The sequence below is a fragment of the Kosmotoga sp. DU53 genome, from assembly GCF_001639905.1.
GTDB lineage: Bacteria > Thermotogota > Thermotogae > Petrotogales > Kosmotogaceae > Kosmotoga > Kosmotoga olearia.
Map to the genome: position 1 here is coordinate 21356 of NZ_JGCK01000044.1, position 15840 is coordinate 37195.

The 15840-nt window shown below is 40.2% G+C and carries 17 protein-coding genes and 1 pseudogene; 10 read left to right on the forward strand and 8 right to left on the reverse strand.

Annotation, left to right across the window (positions count from 1 at the left end):
• Positions 1 to 40: 40 nt before the first annotated feature.
• A complete protein-coding gene (gene abc-f / locus DU53_RS06115; RefSeq protein WP_063728031.1) occupies positions 41 to 1855 on the forward strand; it encodes a ribosomal protection-like ABC-F family protein in 1815 nt (604 codons plus the stop codon).
• Position 1856: 1 nt separating this feature from the next.
• Here the strand turns inward: abc-f and DU53_RS06120 are convergent, their stop codons facing one another.
• Positions 1857 to 2315 (reverse strand): hypothetical protein, encoded by a 459-nt coding sequence (locus DU53_RS06120; protein WP_063728033.1) that lies wholly within the window; start codon positions 2313 to 2315, stop codon positions 1857 to 1859.
• Between the two features lie 128 nt (positions 2316 to 2443).
• Positions 2444 to 2881, reverse strand: a complete 438-nt coding sequence (locus tag DU53_RS06125; RefSeq protein WP_015868524.1) for a type II secretion system protein — start codon at positions 2879 to 2881, stop codon at positions 2444 to 2446.
• A 551-nt stretch (positions 2882 to 3432) separates the two neighbouring features.
• Here DU53_RS06125 and DU53_RS06130 point away from each other — a divergent pair.
• The 3 genes from DU53_RS06130 to DU53_RS06140 all read left to right on the forward strand — a co-directional run bounded on the left by DU53_RS06130 (position 3433) and on the right by DU53_RS06140 (position 5338).
• Positions 3433 to 4116: a hypothetical protein gene (locus tag DU53_RS06130; protein WP_161484761.1), complete on the forward strand. Its 684-nt coding sequence runs from the start codon at positions 3433 to 3435 to the stop codon at positions 4114 to 4116.
• A 139-nt stretch (positions 4117 to 4255) separates the two neighbouring features.
• Positions 4256 to 5038 (forward strand): GNAT family N-acetyltransferase, encoded by a 783-nt coding sequence (locus tag DU53_RS06135; protein ID WP_063728037.1) that lies wholly within the window; start codon positions 4256 to 4258, stop codon positions 5036 to 5038.
• A gap of 39 nt (positions 5039 to 5077) precedes the next feature.
• Positions 5078 to 5338 (forward strand): hypothetical protein, encoded by a 261-nt coding sequence (locus DU53_RS06140; RefSeq protein WP_063728039.1) that lies wholly within the window; start codon positions 5078 to 5080, stop codon positions 5336 to 5338.
• A gap of 71 nt (positions 5339 to 5409) precedes the next feature.
• Here DU53_RS06140 and feoB read toward each other — a convergent pair whose 3' ends face one another.
• The 4 genes from feoB to DU53_RS06160 all read right to left on the reverse strand — a co-directional run bounded on the left by feoB (position 5410) and on the right by DU53_RS06160 (position 9780).
• Positions 5410 to 7398, reverse strand: coding sequence for a ferrous iron transport protein B (gene feoB, locus DU53_RS06145; protein WP_063728041.1), 1989 nt, complete (start codon positions 7396 to 7398; stop codon positions 5410 to 5412).
• 1 nt (position 7399) lies between these two features.
• Positions 7400 to 7621, reverse strand: coding sequence for a FeoA family protein (locus tag DU53_RS06150; RefSeq protein ID WP_063728043.1), 222 nt, complete (start codon positions 7619 to 7621; stop codon positions 7400 to 7402).
• A gap of 2 nt (positions 7622 to 7623) precedes the next feature.
• The gene (locus DU53_RS06155; RefSeq protein ID WP_063728045.1) at positions 7624 to 8277 is read right to left on the reverse strand and encodes a DtxR family transcriptional regulator; all 654 of its coding nucleotides are present in this window, start codon (positions 8275 to 8277) and stop codon (positions 7624 to 7626) included.
• Between the two features lie 120 nt (positions 8278 to 8397).
• Positions 8398 to 9780 (reverse strand): MFS transporter, encoded by a 1383-nt coding sequence (locus tag DU53_RS06160; protein ID WP_063728047.1) that lies wholly within the window; start codon positions 9778 to 9780, stop codon positions 8398 to 8400.
• A gap of 223 nt (positions 9781 to 10003) precedes the next feature.
• On the opposite strand from DU53_RS06160, the gene DU53_RS06165 reads away from it, so the two are divergent.
• The gene (locus DU53_RS06165; RefSeq protein WP_063728049.1) at positions 10004 to 10252 is read left to right on the forward strand and encodes a hypothetical protein; all 249 of its coding nucleotides are present in this window, start codon (positions 10004 to 10006) and stop codon (positions 10250 to 10252) included.
• A 136-nt stretch (positions 10253 to 10388) separates the two neighbouring features.
• Here the strand turns inward: DU53_RS06165 and DU53_RS06170 are convergent, their stop codons facing one another.
• Together DU53_RS06170 and DU53_RS06175 are read right to left on the reverse strand one after the other, a co-directional pair.
• Positions 10389 to 11336, reverse strand: a complete 948-nt coding sequence (locus DU53_RS06170; protein WP_063728052.1) for a glycoside hydrolase family 130 protein — start codon at positions 11334 to 11336, stop codon at positions 10389 to 10391.
• A gap of 15 nt (positions 11337 to 11351) precedes the next feature.
• Positions 11352 to 12236: a glycosidase gene (locus DU53_RS06175; protein ID WP_063728054.1), complete on the reverse strand. Its 885-nt coding sequence runs from the start codon at positions 12234 to 12236 to the stop codon at positions 11352 to 11354.
• 306 nt (positions 12237 to 12542) lie between these two features.
• Here DU53_RS06175 and DU53_RS06180 point away from each other — a divergent pair, with 306 nt between their 5' ends.
• The 5 genes and pseudogenes from DU53_RS06180 to pstB all read left to right on the forward strand — a co-directional run bounded on the left by DU53_RS06180 (position 12543) and on the right by pstB (position 15827).
• On the forward strand, positions 12543 to 13367 hold the full coding sequence (locus DU53_RS06180) for a PstS family phosphate ABC transporter substrate-binding protein (RefSeq protein WP_063728055.1): 825 nt from the start codon (positions 12543 to 12545) through the stop codon (positions 13365 to 13367).
• 10 nt (positions 13368 to 13377) lie between these two features.
• Positions 13378 to 13632 carry a hypothetical protein gene (locus DU53_RS12840; RefSeq protein WP_235599735.1) on the forward strand — a complete coding sequence of 85 codons (255 nt, stop codon included), beginning with the start codon at positions 13378 to 13380 and terminating at the stop codon, positions 13630 to 13632.
• 12 nt (positions 13633 to 13644) lie between these two features.
• Positions 13645 to 14253 (forward strand): PstC family ABC transporter permease, encoded by a 609-nt coding sequence (locus DU53_RS12845; RefSeq protein ID WP_304438641.1) that lies wholly within the window; start codon positions 13645 to 13647, stop codon positions 14251 to 14253.
• Positions 14240 to 15076: a phosphate ABC transporter permease PstA gene (pstA, locus tag DU53_RS06190; protein WP_015868091.1), complete on the forward strand. Its 837-nt coding sequence runs from the start codon at positions 14240 to 14242 to the stop codon at positions 15074 to 15076. The genes DU53_RS12845 and pstA overlap by 14 nt, the downstream gene beginning before the upstream one ends.
• Positions 15073 to 15827 (forward strand): annotated as a pseudogene (gene pstB / locus DU53_RS06195) (phosphate ABC transporter ATP-binding protein PstB). Before pstA ends, pstB begins: the two are co-directional and overlap by 4 nt.
• The last annotated feature ends 13 nt before the right edge of the window (positions 15828 to 15840 follow it).

Here is a 15840-nt window from a genome sequence, read left to right on the forward strand (position 1 = left end):
CTGCTAAAATATAAAGGTATATAAACTTACGGAGGTAATTATGATACTATCTCTCAGCAAAGTCGGACACGATTATGGTGAAGGATTCCTTTTTCAAAATTTTTCCGCTTCCGTTGCCAAAAGAGATAAGATTGTCTTGATTGGTCCGAATGGAAGCGGAAAGTCAACGCTCTTAAAGATTATAAAAGGGCAATTACAACCAACAGAGGGAGAGGTGTTCCTCGCTTCTGGAACCAGAATAGGCTTTCAAAAGCAACAGCGGATTGAACATCCGGATATGGCTCTTTTCGATTACTACATGCTGGAAAAGGAAAACCTTGACGAAGAGACGGAAGAGTATTACAGCTACGAAAGAAGGGTAAGAAGCATTCTCAGCGGTCTTGGCTTTAAAGAAGACACCTGGAACAGAAACCTCGGGAGTTTCAGTGGTGGAGAGTTAACAAGGATAGCGTTAGGAAAACTCTTTCTGGTAGATTACGATCTTTTGCTGCTCGATGAGCCCACAAACCATCTGGACCTCGACTCCGTTGAATGGCTCCTTTCTTTCCTGAAAAGTTACCGTGGAGCTATCATTCTTGTCTCGCATGATAGATACCTGATTCGAAACGTAGGAAACCGTTTCTGGGAGATAAACGGCGGAAAAGTATGGGATTTTAGCGGCAACTTCGATAAATATATAGTCGAAAGGGAAAGAATCTTGAAAACAGGCATCAGACGCCGCGAGAATTTAGAACGCGAAATAAAGCGTCTTGAAGCTGTTGCGAAACGTTACAGGTCTTGGGGAAAGGAGAAATTGATCAAACAGGCCATCAGCAAAGAAAAACAGGCTGAAAGGCTCCGACAGGAATTGGAAGAAATCCAGCTTCCAGAAGAAACGGTGAGAGAACCGGAGATAAGAATTCCCGAACCGAGCAGAACGGGTCTGGTTGTTCTGGAAGTTAAAGACCTTTCCTTCTCTTATGATGAAAAAAAGATCTTTGACAAAGCCTCTTTAACGGTTAACAGGGGCAACAAGATAGCCCTGCTTGGCCCAAATGGAAGCGGTAAGAGCACCTTTTTGAAGATAATAACGAAAAGGATTCGAAATTTTTCCGGAACCGTTTCATGGGGCTACAACGTTAAATGGGGCTATCTTTCCCAGATGACCGAAGATCTAGATCCGGAGAAAGAGGTTATTGAAGAATGCTGGCAATTAGTGTCGGATTGGCCAGACTACCAGATCAGAAGGTATCTCGGAAGGTTTAATTTTGTTGGGGAAGATGTTTTCAAGAAAGTTGGTCAGCTCAGTGGTGGTGAGAGAACAAAACTCGCTCTCGCCAAGCTGATACTCGAAAGACCAAATGTTCTAATAATGGATGAACCGACGAATAACCTAGATATCTGGTCCATCCAGAGTCTGGAAAAAGTGCTGAAAGAATACAAAGGAGCTTTGCTTCTTGTATCACACGATAGGGAATTCACAAATAACGTGTGTCAAAGTTTCTACTCTATAAAGAACTTTAAGATCCGTCCAGTTTCATCGATCGAGGAATACCTTTCCTGGGGAAAAATCTCTTTGCCTGAAAACAATAAAGTCCAGAGATCCAACATGGACTATACAGAGAAAAAGCGTATAAAAAATAAGCTAAAATCCCTTCTCAGGGATATTGAAGATCTGAACAGCAAAGAAGAGGAGCTTGAAAAGCAAATAGATGAACTCAACGACGAAATAAAAATATATAGCACAGATTTTAACAAACTCCAGCAACTTCACGAAGAGCTTTCTAAAAAAGAAGAAGATCTTCTCGAACTATTGCAAAAGCGAGAAGATCTGGAAGAAAAAATTAGAGAACTAAAAGAATTGGTTGAAAGTTAAATCAGATGGGATGAATCATTGTTGCGAGTATAAGAACCGTTGAGAATATCAAAAAGATATTGAAATAGCTTCCACCAATTACCCTTTTGACGTCTCTTTCAGTCATGCTCAAAGGGTTATATTCGTTTTGTTTCATGATTTTGAAAATGGTCAGTGTCCAACCTATATGAATAAGAAAAATGGCTATAGAAATGAAAATACCGGGGGTAAAGAAAACCCCTTCGGGAAGTACTTTATTAATGCTGATCCCAATGGTAAAAGTTCCCGTTAACAAGGCCCAGCAACCGTACATAATTATTCGATAACTCCTGTAAGAATTAAAAATCAGCCCACGAACCTCCGTGGTTGTTTTTTTCTCCAGTAGCGGCAGAAAAAACAATGTGAAAGTAATGGATACTCCTCCCCAGATGATTGTGGTGATAATGAAAACGTATCTGTTGATTAAAAGCAGGATTTCCATAGAATCCCTCCTATAAAGAATTCAAAATGATTATAGCATTTTAACGGTGAACAAAGGTATATGGTAGAGATCCTTTACAACAAAAAAAGCCTCCCATATGGGAGGCTTTTTTTTGTTATTTGAATTCATCAATAGACTACAAAGCTGAATTCGTAGAATACTGTTCCGCCAGCTGTGCTGCTAAGACCACCACTCAGGAACGTGTAACCACTGGTACCTGGATCGGAAGATACCGCATCCTTCAGGATTCCCTGAACAGTGTTGAAGTCAACATCTTCTGTTGTGAATACTACGACTGTGTAATCTCCGGCGGACTCTGTATAAGCAACACCATACTTGGTTGTGTCGATGTCTCTTCCAAGATCGCTGATGGATGATGGAGCTACGCCATCAACATATGCCTTGTTCTCAAAGGAACTGGCGAGTGTCTTCAGGTTCTGTGCAACCTTTGTAGCCTGTGCCTTCTTGATAGCATTCAAAGCAACCGGTGTGATTGTAGCGATTAACGCAGCGATAACCGCCAAAACGATCAAAAGTTCAACGAGTGAAAATCCTCTTTTTCTCATTTAATACCCCTCCTCTAAAAATTGAAATTTTTGCCTCGACTACCTATATACAAAACCGTGCCAACTGAAAAAACGAGAATCCGAGAGCCGAGAGTCCGAGAAAAAACAAGACGCTTGCGAGGCTGTCAGCTGGTGGAGCGACGCTCGAAGACTGAGGCTTGCGACGCTGATAAAAAGCCGAGAGTGCGAGAATCCGAGAAGGCAAGACGACCAATAGCAAATTATATTAACCACGAAGGGTAGAACATGTTCTGCCCCTACGATAAAAAACAGCGTTTTATTACAGCCTAGCAATTTTAACTCGTCATCCTGAACCTGATGCAGGATCTACAGGTCTTAACTTCTCCCGTGTAAAATAGGGAATAGAGGGAAAAACGTGTCCTTCTCTATTCTCGGCTCTCGAACACCGGATCTCGATTCCCGGAAAGACATTTCTAAAATACGGAAACTAATTTCTCAGGCACTTTGTTTAATAATGAGTGGTGAAAAAAAGGGATTCAGGTTAAAATAAACTTATGAATCTAAAATCGAAAATTGCGGTAATTTTGTTTGTGATATATGGAGTTATCCTTACATATCTATATACGGCACCTTTCAGCATAGAAGGTGCCGGACACAATGCTGATAAAGCCGTGCACTTTGGAATCTTTGCGCTCGGCAGTGTCCTGTATCTATTTCTCGTAAAGAGCGGTATTGGTAAAGGGTTGTGCGTATTCTTTGGAACAGTCCTGCTTTCGATACCCTTCGGGCTTGAAACAATTCAAGGCTATCTGTCGTACAGAGTCTATGATAACTTCGACCTGCTTGCTAATTATGTCGGGATTGCGGTACCGTTGTTCGTATATTTTTCTTGCTGGATATTGAAACGCTTTCGCTGGTTTTCGTGGTTTTTGTTCCCGGCGTACACGACGTTTGCGATTTATGTGCAGTTAAACGATGTTTTTTCGAAGTTGTTCACAGAAAAGATTGCGGTTGTGTTTGACATCGCTCTTTTCTTCAGCGTAGGATTGTTATTTTTCCATACGTTCACGATCAAGAACAAAGTGTTGTCCGGTTTCTTTGTACTTTTCCTCGTTGTATTCCCTCAGGTTTTGAAATATATGAACCCATCTTTTGGAACGTCCAAACTTCTGCTAGCTTACCTGAGCTTTCTCGCTGCCCGGCTTTTTTATGATTACCTGAAAAAGCCCCGGATCCAGAAAGAACCAGAGGTTTCTCAGAAAAAGGACTTCTAGTATTTGATACAAAGCCATTTAGATTTTTTGAAATATGTGATATATTGGTTCCGGGTGTGGGGGTATCACCGTTATGTTGGGCTTCTATGCATTCTTTCTAAGTGTATATTTAGAAAAAATAATTTGAGGTGAACACGAAATGGATGTTGAAGAAATACTGAAAAAGGGAAGATCTTATCCTGAGAACTTTTTTTATGGTGATGTGAGTAAAATTGGAAAGATTTATGAGTTGCCTGAAGGATTATTTTTGTTGGTAAGAACCAGCACGGAGAATGAATTACTCTGGGGTACAAATACAATTGATGATCTAAAAAGAGGTCTTGAAACAGTCGAAAAAGATGGTACCGATTTCATATTTAGATATGCGGGTAATTTCAATGATGTAATGGAGAAGAAAGATATTATATCTCGATGGGGATACAGAGTTAAATGTGTACACGTAGGTTATTATCTGTATATGGAAAACAGAAGATTTCAAACGAAAAATATGCATTTTATTGAAGAATTGAAAGAAAAAGATATTGAAGAATTCTTAGATCTTGAGCGAACTATTTTTGATTCATTTAATGTGACGAAAAATGAATTAACGAAATGGATTAACAGCGACGAGAGCATCGTTTTAGTTAATAAAATAAATGGGAAATTAAAAGGGTTTATTGTGATCAATATCTATGGAGCAGGCAAAAAGAGTTGCTTGATTAGAAATATAGGTGTAGCAGAAAGCGAAAGAAGAAAAGGGATAGGAAGAGAATTATTGTTAAAGGGCCTACAAAGGGCAAAGGAAAAAGGCGTGAAAACGGCGATGTTATGGGTAGAAATCGAAAATACTGCGGCACGCAGGTTATATGAGAGAACCGGATTCGTTTTGGATCAAAATGAAGCAGAAGCAGTTTTTCTTGGCAGACAGATTTCAAGTTTTTAACCCTATTTGGAGGATTTAGAAAAAATTTTAGGAAACAAGGTGAAAGGGGGATGGAAAGATGTTACCACCTGTTCCTTCGTTTATTGGATGGTTGTTTTGGATTTTGATTCTGGGACTTATGGGAAGCGCAGCGTTAGCGCTGTTAAGGTATGTTTCTTCGCCCTATCAGCAAAAAACGAATTTGGACTCTGGCTTGGATTCGCAAAAGCAAATAAGAGAGCTTCTCGAAGAAATCAAGGACCTGAAGAAGGAAGTGAAGGAGATAAAGGAAAAAATGAACATGGAATAAGAAGAAGCTGATTAATCAGGAAAATGCTTCTTTTTGAGTAAAAGAGAATCTACCGTTTAAGCAAACGGTAGATTCTCTCTTTCTAAATGAATAAGGAGCCGATAAGATAGAATGCCATGGAAACGAAATATGCGAGTGAAATAAGCAGCACTACTGAAAGGACTGTCCATTTCATTCCAACCTCTTTCAAAAGAATCCCCAGTGAAGCTACGCAGGGGACGTATAACAAACTAAATAACATAAACGAGTACGCTGAAATAGGCGTGAAAAGGTTTGAAAGAAAGCTTCCGAGGTTTTCAATCCCACCAGCGAGAGCGCCCAAAGTTCCAACAACAACTTCTTTGGCCATAAATCCGAATATTAAAGCAACAGAACTCTGCCAGTTCCCGAATCCATTTGGTTTGAAGATTGGGGCAATCGTCTTTCCTATTAAACCGATGTAGCTATTTTCCGATGCGTATTCGACACCTGTTGGCAGAGAAGCTAACAACCAGATTGCTATTACAGCCGCAAATATAATGGTTCCCGCTTTTTTCACGAAAAGAGAGGTTCGTTTCCACGCTTCGCTATTTACCTGTGAAAAGCTTGGGACTCTATAAGGAGGTAATTCCATAACAAATGGAGCAGGTGTTCCTTTGAACAAGGTTGTTTTCAATATTTTAGCCAGGATGACTATTAAAGCGATTGCTATAATATACATCGAGAAAACTATCAATCCCTGGTGTTTCGGGAAAAACGTTCCAGCGAATGCGAGAAAGATCGGAATTCTTGCTGAACATGGAATTAAAGGGTTAAGAACAGCTGTGATTATTCTGTCATCTTCTTTTTCTATAGTCCTTGTTGCCATAATTGCTGGTACATTACAACCAAAGCCAAGGATCATGGGGATAAAGGATTTTCCAGAAAGCCCTATTGCATTCATCACTTTATCCATAACAAAAGCTGCTCTTGCCATGTAACCTACATTTTCCAGTACAGCGATCAAGAGAAAAAGGATAAAAATGTTCGGTACAAATACCAGAACCGATCCCACTCCACCAATTATTCCGTTAGCAAGAAATGATGCCAGTATCTCATTTTGAACTGAACTCAATACCCAATCGCTTAAGAACCCCATTCCAGAATCCAGCCAATCAGCGAAAATACCTCCGAGCGTAAAGGTTAATTGAAAAACGGTATACATAATTCCGAATAGGATTGGAAGCCCCCAAATACGATGGGTGAATATGTTATCCATCTTATTTGTCAAAGATTCAGATTTTGTTCCGCTGCCTTCTACAATGTTCTTTAGAGTTCTCTTGATAAATTTAAACTTCTCATCACCCACAAAAACCGAGGGGTCATCATGTTTTTGTTTGATATCTGAAAGAATTTCATTAAACAATCGCGAAAATTGCCTGGCGTTATTAACAGAGAGTCTCATTTGTTCAAAGATCTCCGGATCTTCTTCAATCAATTTTAGAGCCAGAAATCGTGTCCTAAAGGGTGATTTTATGTTGAAAAGCCTTGATATTTCTTCGATCTGCTTTATATACTGTTCCAGCTCATCGCTATATCTAATAAATGAAACGCTTTTTGACTGCGAAGCTTTGAATATCTCATCTTTAAGTTTTTGGATACCATGGCCTTTAATAGCCACTGTGCCTACAACCGGGACTCCAAAAACTTCAGAAAGCTTCTGAATATCTATTTTCATGTCGTTTTTTTCTACTTCGTCCATAAAATTGACTGCTATTATTAGATTCACCCCAAGATCCATCAACTCGGAAACCAGATAGAGATTCCTTTCAAGATTCATTCCATCGATGATGGCAACAACAACGTCTGGATTTTCTTCAGTTAAAAAACTCCTTGCTATTCTTTCGTCTATAGAAACCGCCGAAAGAGAGTAAATGCCCGGTAAATCAGTCACCAAAAAATTGATCCCTTTATGGATATATGTGCCTTCTTTTTTTTCGACGGTTACTCCTGGCCAATTTCCTACATGCTGTCGCATTCCGGTGAGGCCATTGAATATAGCGGTTTTGCCAACATTAGGATTGCCAGTTAGAGCTACTTTTATGTTTTCCATCTCATTCTGCCCCCTCCACAATGATTCTGTGTGCTACACTTTTACCTAGCGCAAGTCTTGTGTTATTTACCTGTACAATTACCGGTCCAAAGGGATTTATTGAAACAACTTGTAGGATGCTTCCTATTCGTAGCCCCATATCTGTAAGACGTTTTAGCATCGTTCTACCGCCATTTATCGCTTTGACTCTATAAATTCCGGGAGTAGCCATACTTAACGGCATTATCATTCCTCCACTAAAATATTCCGGGCTTCTTCTCTTCGAAGACTCAATCTGTAACCCTTTACCTTCACTTCTATGGGGTCGCCAAGGGGAGCAATCCTCTCTACCAGAACCTCTACTCCTGGCATGATGCCCATGCTCATCAGGCGTTTTTTGAAGCTTTCTGTACCTTTTAATTTCTTTATTCTCACAATTTTTCCAGGCTCAACCGAAGCCAAAGTCAAACCGAACACCCCCTCATGCTCATTGATGTGTTCGCGAAAACTTTCTTTTAGTTCAGGGTTTTCTTTTAAAAAGTCCATCATCACAGAAAGAGCTGTGAAGAACCGAATATTGCTTATGTGCTCCAGTTTGCAAGCTAGATCTTGTGCCTCATCTGATGAAAGTTCTAAAAACCTGGTGGCGAACTCGTAAACTATCCTGTTGTTTTTGTGGATCCTTTCTGCTAATGCGATTCCTTTAGGAGTTAATCGAATGTATCCGTACTTCTCGTGCTCCAAAATCCCGGCATTTTCCAGTTTTTTCAAGCTTTCAACCACGGTAGGCACTTTAACTTTGAGTATTTTTGCCACGTGTTTTACTCTGGGTAGCTTTTCAGAAGTTTGCAGATCATAGAGTACACGGATATAGTTTTCCAACGCGGGAGTAATGACCATAGTCTCACCTCTAAAATATAGGGTTACCTATATTTTAGCACATTTTACTGTCAAATCAAAAAAGTAAGAGGGTTTGTATTGATCGTGGAAAATTGGCAAGGATAATTTAGAACGATTAACTTATTTTTTTTGTGGTTTGATAGATTTTTTCTTGAAAATCTTTTTCTTCAGTTTTTTTCCTGTTTTGGCTAAGATAGAGGCGTATTCGTAAGGACGTGATACTGCCCTTCTGCCAACGATGTACAGGGCGTTGAAAAAGTACCCCGGAACAGATACTTCTTTTCTGGTTTTAACCTTTTTGAGGAGAAGCCATGAAATTGCACGCAATATACCACTTGTGAGGAAAAGAAATTGTATCCCGTAAAACGGCATTCCGCCGATTTCGAAGTAGATATCTTTTAGAAGAGTCGCGGAAAGCCCACTGATCAAAGAACCTGTCAATGCTCCTATGCCGTTAGTAAGCGACAGCACGGCGAAATAAGCTTCTACATTTCCGGGGTTAACTATTCCAAGCATTATAGTGAATAGTGTTAGGTTGATCCCGCTCCAGGCAAGTCCGGTTATAAAAGCATCAATTACCAGGAGATAGCCCTGGGTTAGAGGATTCATGAATACCCAAATAAAAGAAACTAGCGAAGCAAGGAAAACCGAAAATTCTGCTACGCTCTGATGGCCTATTTTGTCAGAAATCTTTCCCCATATTATGTAAAAAACCATAGAAATACCAGTGGCTATGAAAGCAAGGATACTCATATAGGAATAGTCGAGTTTCAGGTTGACGATCTGGTGATAGGAGAAAAACGGACCACTGATTGCTATGGTGAAATTCCAGAAGAAGGAGAAAATGATGAACTTTTTGAAATTTTCGTCTGAAAAAGCTTCTTTAAATATGTTACCAGTAAGGTACTCCTTTTTGGGAGGATCTTCATATTTCTTGAGCATAAAATAAGAACTGAGAGAAAATATACTTCCTATTATAGTAATAGTTATGAATCCTGCAGATTCCCCCATGCTGTCAACTATCCAGGAATAAAAATAAATCATTACCATAGAAAACAGCGAGATCAACAGGTTTCTAACTCCAAAGAACCTTCCAGAGGATTCCTGGGATACAATATCTCTCATAATGGATACCCAGAAATTTCCTGTGAGGCTGTTAAAAGCTCCGAATATCAACATTATCAAAAGGAGGAGATATTGATTTCTCAAATTAAGCGTGAGCAGAATTGGGATAATGAGGAACAAAGGTCTCGAGATTGAAGCTGAAATGAGCATCGCTTTCTTTCTACTTTTGGCGAGTCTCAAAAGCTTCGGAGAGAATATCTGGAACATTTGGGATAGCATTGGTATAACACCGAGAATTGCGAGAACTTTCTCCGAAACGTTAAATTGCAGGGCCAACCCCGTTAGGAGAAAGCCCTGCGTTAGTATAAATACGCCATTAAAAGCGATTCCTTCCAGGATCGATAGTTTTTTTGTTTGAACAAATGACTCATTTTCCAAATTAGTTCACCATTTCAAGGATATATTGAAAACTTCTCTTTAGGAGCTAATCTACACCCAGGAATGTAAACATTCAACGTTCCTTTTGTTCTAAAGCTGTGAACTTTCTGTTGCTTATTGTTTCTAGAAATCTCAAAGTCATTCAGAACAACGCTGATTCCGTTTCCAACAGTACCAATGAGATCACAAATGATAGCGCGGGTATATCTCAGAGGATTTTTATGTGAATCCTGATTGTAGGCTGGGAATTAATGCCATGGACCGCATGATAAACGATATGATGGCTTTTGGTACAAACAGAAGAAGATTGAAAGCGAGGATCTTTGGTGGAGCCAGTATTCTTATGAACAATGCCAAGCTGAATGGAGATAACATAGAGTTCGCCCGAGCTTATCTAAAAATAGAAAAATTTCCATCATTGCTGAACACGTGGGAGGAAACTCCGCAAGATCTATCTGAACACTTCAGATGATTTGGTAATTTGTTAAAAAGATTGTGGAAAAGAGGGTCATAGAAGAGCTGTCTCAGATAGAACGAAAATGAAGACAAACAAAAAAGCCGGAGGGGAATTCCGGCATAGTTATGAGATTATATATGAGGCTATCACATTATTTCAAAGGCATACCGAGGACACCTATGTACGTATCAGCGGCCCCGTAATAGATCAAGAGAAAATTATTGTGTATAACACTTCCTTCAAGGAATATTACGTTTGGTACTTGGCCGTTTTTTTCCCAAGAAAGCTCAGGTTCTATCAAAGGCTTTCTTGTTCTTTTAAGCAGTTTTTTGGGGTTTTTAGGATCGAAAAGTGCAGCTCCTGGTCGGTAAATGCCTGAATAATCAGCGCTATTATAGAAAAGTAGGATACCTTCTTCTGTTATTAGCGGAGGGGGCCCCGGTTCGACGAGACGACTATCAAATTCGCCAGGTCTGGGATAAAGTATAGGTTTTGGATAAACTTGCCAGTTTCTCAGGTCGTCGGAAGTAGCCAGATAAATCTTGGAATCTCCAAAGTACATGTAATACTTTCCATTTAATTTTTTAGGAATAATAGCACCAGATTTTGACCATTTCATTGTCTTTATAATAGGGCCAATTTTAGTCCAGTGCTTCAGATCTTTCGAATATGCAAGGCACAATCTTGCTGTGTTTCCATCATAACTTGTATAAGTCATAATATATAGGTCATCGATTTTTACAATCCTTGGATCTTCACAACCTCCAGGAATCTCATACTTCTCAGTGGGCTCTATTATAGGGCTGGATTCTCTGGTAAAGTTTAATCCGTCTTGACTTTTAGCCAACCCGATTCTCGAAGTTCCATTCCATCTGTTTACTCCAGTCCAATCTTCAGCCCTATAAAGAAGATAAACTGTTCCCTCAACTTCAATTGCGGCTGGATTGAAAACAGCTTTGCTTTCAAAGCTTACACCCTGAGGTATGAGGACAGGGTAAAGACTCAATCTTTTCAGGTTTTTCAGGTCTTCAAACTTTAAGCCGATTGAAAGAACAAGTGAAGCAAAAAGTATAAAAATCATGATTCCCAATTTTTTCATGTTTAATGTCCTCCTTTACGATTGGACCCACCTGAGAACCTCCTCTTTTTCGATTGTTGCAAGAGCTATATGATTATCAGCGGCTCCGTAATACACATAGAACTTACCATCATGTTCTACCATCGCATCAGAGAAAACCACATTGGGAACTCCACCAAAAATCTCCCAATCTTCCTTAGGTTCTAAAATTGGTTCTTCGCTTCTTTTAATGACTTTCGTTGGATCATTGAGATCAAGTAACATAAAGCCCAGTCTGTAAGTTGGCCTGGCGGTTTTTTCTACCCCGTGATAGAGTGCGAGCCAGCCTTCTTCAAGTTTTATTGGTGGAGCTCCAACACCTATTTTGAGATTATCCCAGTAACCTTTTCTTGGCCCTGCGATGGATACAAAATTATCCCAGTGTATCATATCGTCCGAGAAAGCCAGATACATGTCTGGCTCAATCCTGTGAAACATCACATACTTGCCATTAATCTTTTCTGGGAACAAAGCAGCATCTTTGTTATCAATATCCGGAATTACAACACCATATCTTTCCCATCTAATGAAATCTTCTGTGGAAGCCATGGAGACCCTTACCCCGTGAGGCGAATAAGCGGTATAAAGCATGTACACTTTTCCATCGATCTCAGTGAGTCTGGGATCTTCTACACCGTATAGTTCCCATTGGGAGGCCGGACCAAATACAGGTGATTCAAGTCGGTTGAATCTCAAACCATCAGTGCTTACCGCATACCCCAATCTTGATACCATATCTTCTCCTTGAGCTCGATAGATCATGTGAAATAGTCCATTTCTTTTAATCACAGCACAGTTAAAAACGTATTTGGACTCCCAGGTATGCTGTGGTTTTGGTGATAACAAGGGATTCAAAATATGTCTTTTCAGCGTTAGCTCCATTGAAATGCCTCCTTTCGTTTGAAATGTTTTGCAGAAAGTACCTTTTCGATAACTAAAAAACAACACCAGCAAATTTTACTGGCCAGGAATTTGTAAATATAGCAGCCAAAGGCTAAAAGAATTAATCTTCATCTTATATTACATATTATATGGGTATATCCGAAAAATAGGTGCCATAGGTAGAAGTAGTATAGAAGATTAGTTGGTTGCGTATTTTTGTTTCCACGATAAAAATCACCTAATACTCACATAAAACAGGAATTGTATAAGCTTAATGATACCAATCTTCACAAGGAGGGGTAGAGAATGAAAAAGGCATTTTTGTTAGTTTTTCTGCTTACTGCATTCATAATATCTGCTGAAACTCTGGTGATAAAGGGATCAAACACTGTTTATCCGGTTGCTCAGCTTTGGGCGGAGGAATTTAAGAAACTGCATCCCGATGTTGATATAAGCATTGAAGGTGCCGGCTCATCAACGGGTATTAAAGCTCTCTTTAACAGACAGACAGATATCGCCAATGCAAGCAGATGGTTGAAATCTTCCGAAATTGAAAAGATGAACGCTGAAGGTAGGTATTTTATACCTTTCATTGTTGCTTACGATGGGATAGCTATTATCGTAAACAAGTCTTTAGGAATTGATTCAATAACCATAGATCAGCTTTACAAGATTTATTCTGGAAAGATTACGAAATGGAATCAGATTGATCCTTCCCTTCCTAAAAAGAGGATAGTAGTTTATTCGAGAGACAACGCAAGCGGTACATTCGAATATTTCGTGGAACACGTTATGAAAAAGGAGAAGTTTGCCCCATACGTTCAGATGCTGCCTTCAACCAATGCCGAAGTGGAACGGGTGAAGCAAAACAAATACGCTATTGGATACATCGGAATGGGTTATGTAACAGATGAGGTGAAGGCTCTGAAAGTTGAAGGGATAGAACCAACCGTAGAAAATGTGAATACTGGAAAGTACCCGATATCCAGACCTCTGTTCATGTTTGTCGATGCTACGGAAGGGCTTCCAACAGGTTTGGTCATGGACTTCATAAGATTTGTTCTCTCCCCAGAAGGTCAGGCTCTTGTTTTGAAGGTCGGCTATGTTAACGCTTACGGTATAGAAAAGTGAGGTAGGTAAATTGAAGAAATACAGAGAAGCAACTATCAAGGTACTGGTTTTTGTCTCTGCTTTTCTAACGACAGTAATAGTTTTTGGAATACTATACTTTCTGGTTTCCAACGGTATAAGTGTTTTTAAAGACGTGAGCCTGAAGGAATTTTTCCTCAGCTCGCGTTGGTTTCCCACTTACGAAGATCCCGAATACGGTATTTTGGCTTTATTTGTGGGAACATTGAGTGTTACGGGACTTACATTGGTATTCACGTATCCGTAGTTCATCATTGCCATTTATATGTCCGAATACGGTTCCAGAAGGACTCGCGAACTTATGAAATTTGTCTTTGAACTGACTGCGGGAATCCCTTCAGTGGTGCTTGGCGCTTTTGGGTTGAAGTACGTCTCTCAGTGGATAATGAATACCTTTCCTGATGCCTGGACGGGGTTGAACATATTCAATGCATCTCTGGTGCTTTCAATTCTTGCCATGCCGTATTTCGTGACATTCATCGAGGATGCTCTTGGCTCCGTACCGAAGGATCAACGCGAAGCTTCACTGGCATTGGGTGCCAACAAAACAAGAACGGTATTTAAGGTAGTTGTTCCTCAGGCCAGGTCGGGGATTCTGAATGCGATAATACTTGGAACCAACAGGGTTATTGGTGAAACGATGGTAGTGTTGATGGTTTCCGGCGGGGCTGTGATGATTCCCTCCAGTATTTTTGATCCTGTAAGGCCACTTACTTCTGCTATCGCCGGTGAGATGGGGGAGGTAGAGCTCGGGGGTACTCATTACCACGCACTTTTCATGATTGGGGTCGTACTCTTGGTTATCTCAACCTTGTTTACAATAATAGCCATGAAACTTAAAGGTGGTAAAGAATATGAAGCTGGATAAATTCATGGGCATTTTGATGGGTACAGTGAGCTTCTCTTTTGCTGCTGCGATAATATCACTGATTACCTTTTTAATTGCCAAAGGTCTTGATAGTATATCCTGGGAATTCTTGACGAAGTTTCCTTCAAATTCCATGGAATCCGGTGGAATATTTCCAGCTATCCTTGGAAGTGCTTACTTTCTACTGATTGCTTTGACTTTTTCTATTCCAATTGGAATATTGGGAGCTGTTTTTCTCAGTGAGTACAGCTCGGAGAATTGGCTGAAGAAAATAATACTGGGATCCACAAACGTGCTTTCAAGCATTCCTTCCATTGTCTTCGGGTTGTTTGGTTTGGCGTTGTTTAGTATAACTTTTGGGTTCAGGACATCGCTTTTATCTGGAGGATTGACACTCGGGGTTCTGGCTCTTCCGTATATCATATCCAATACACATGAAGCCTTAAAGGCTGTTCCGGATTCTTATCGGGAAGCGTCAATGGCTTTAGGGGCAACAAAAGGCGAAACGGTTTTCAAAGTTGTTATCCCGGCTTCTATCTCGAGAATTTTAACCGGCGTGATAATATCCGTAGGGAGGATAATAGGCGAAACTGCACCGATTCTTTTCACCGGTGCGGCGTTTTACATAACCAGCAATCCAGACAGTCTTCTGGATCCTGCCATGTCGCTTCCAACCCATATCTTTGTCCTCTCGACAGTTTATCCTGAAGCAGTTACGTCGAATCTGGAAGGCACAATTTCCGTGATGATGATAATTGTGGTAGCGATTTTTGCCGTGGTTAATTTGAAACGCCTTTCTGAAAGGAGAAAGAGTGGCTTATGAGCAAAGACGGTGTTTTTGAGATCGAGAACCTTAACGTATATTATGGGAATAAACAAGCGTTAAAGAACGTTACCTGTACAGTTCCGAGAAATAAAATTACAGCTGTCGTGGGACCTTCTGGGTGTGGAAAAAGCACCTTTTTGAGGGTTCTTAACAGAATGAACGACTTAATACCCGGGTACAGGTTGAAGGGACGGTCAAATTGGATGGGGAGGATATAATGACCCTCGATCCTGTTGTTCTCAGAAAAAAGGTGGGCATGGTCTTCCAGAAACCAAATCCCTTTCCCAAAAGTGTCTTTGATAATGTGGCCTATGGACCGCGTATCCATGGCGTTAAAAATAAAGAAGAACTCAGAAATATAGTCGAGCGCTCTTTAAAACAAGCGGCGCTGTGGGATGAAGTAAAAGGGGAATTAAAGAAGAACGCCATTAATTTTTCCGGGGGGCAGCAGCAAAGATTGTGTATTGCTAGAGCCATAGCGGTAGAACCTGAGGTCTTGCTTTTGGACGAACCAACGAGCGCTCTTGATCCCATAGCCACACAAAAGATAGAAAAGTTGATTGAGGAACTGTCAGAAAAGTATACAATAGTGATAGTAACCCACAACCTACAACAGGCTCTGAGAATTTCGGACTACATGATGTTTTTTTACATGGGCGAGTTGGTCGAATTTGACGAAACAAATGTAATGACGACGAATCCGAAAGACTGCAGGACTAGCGATTATCTTAGAGGGATTTTTAGTTGAATGGAGGTATAGA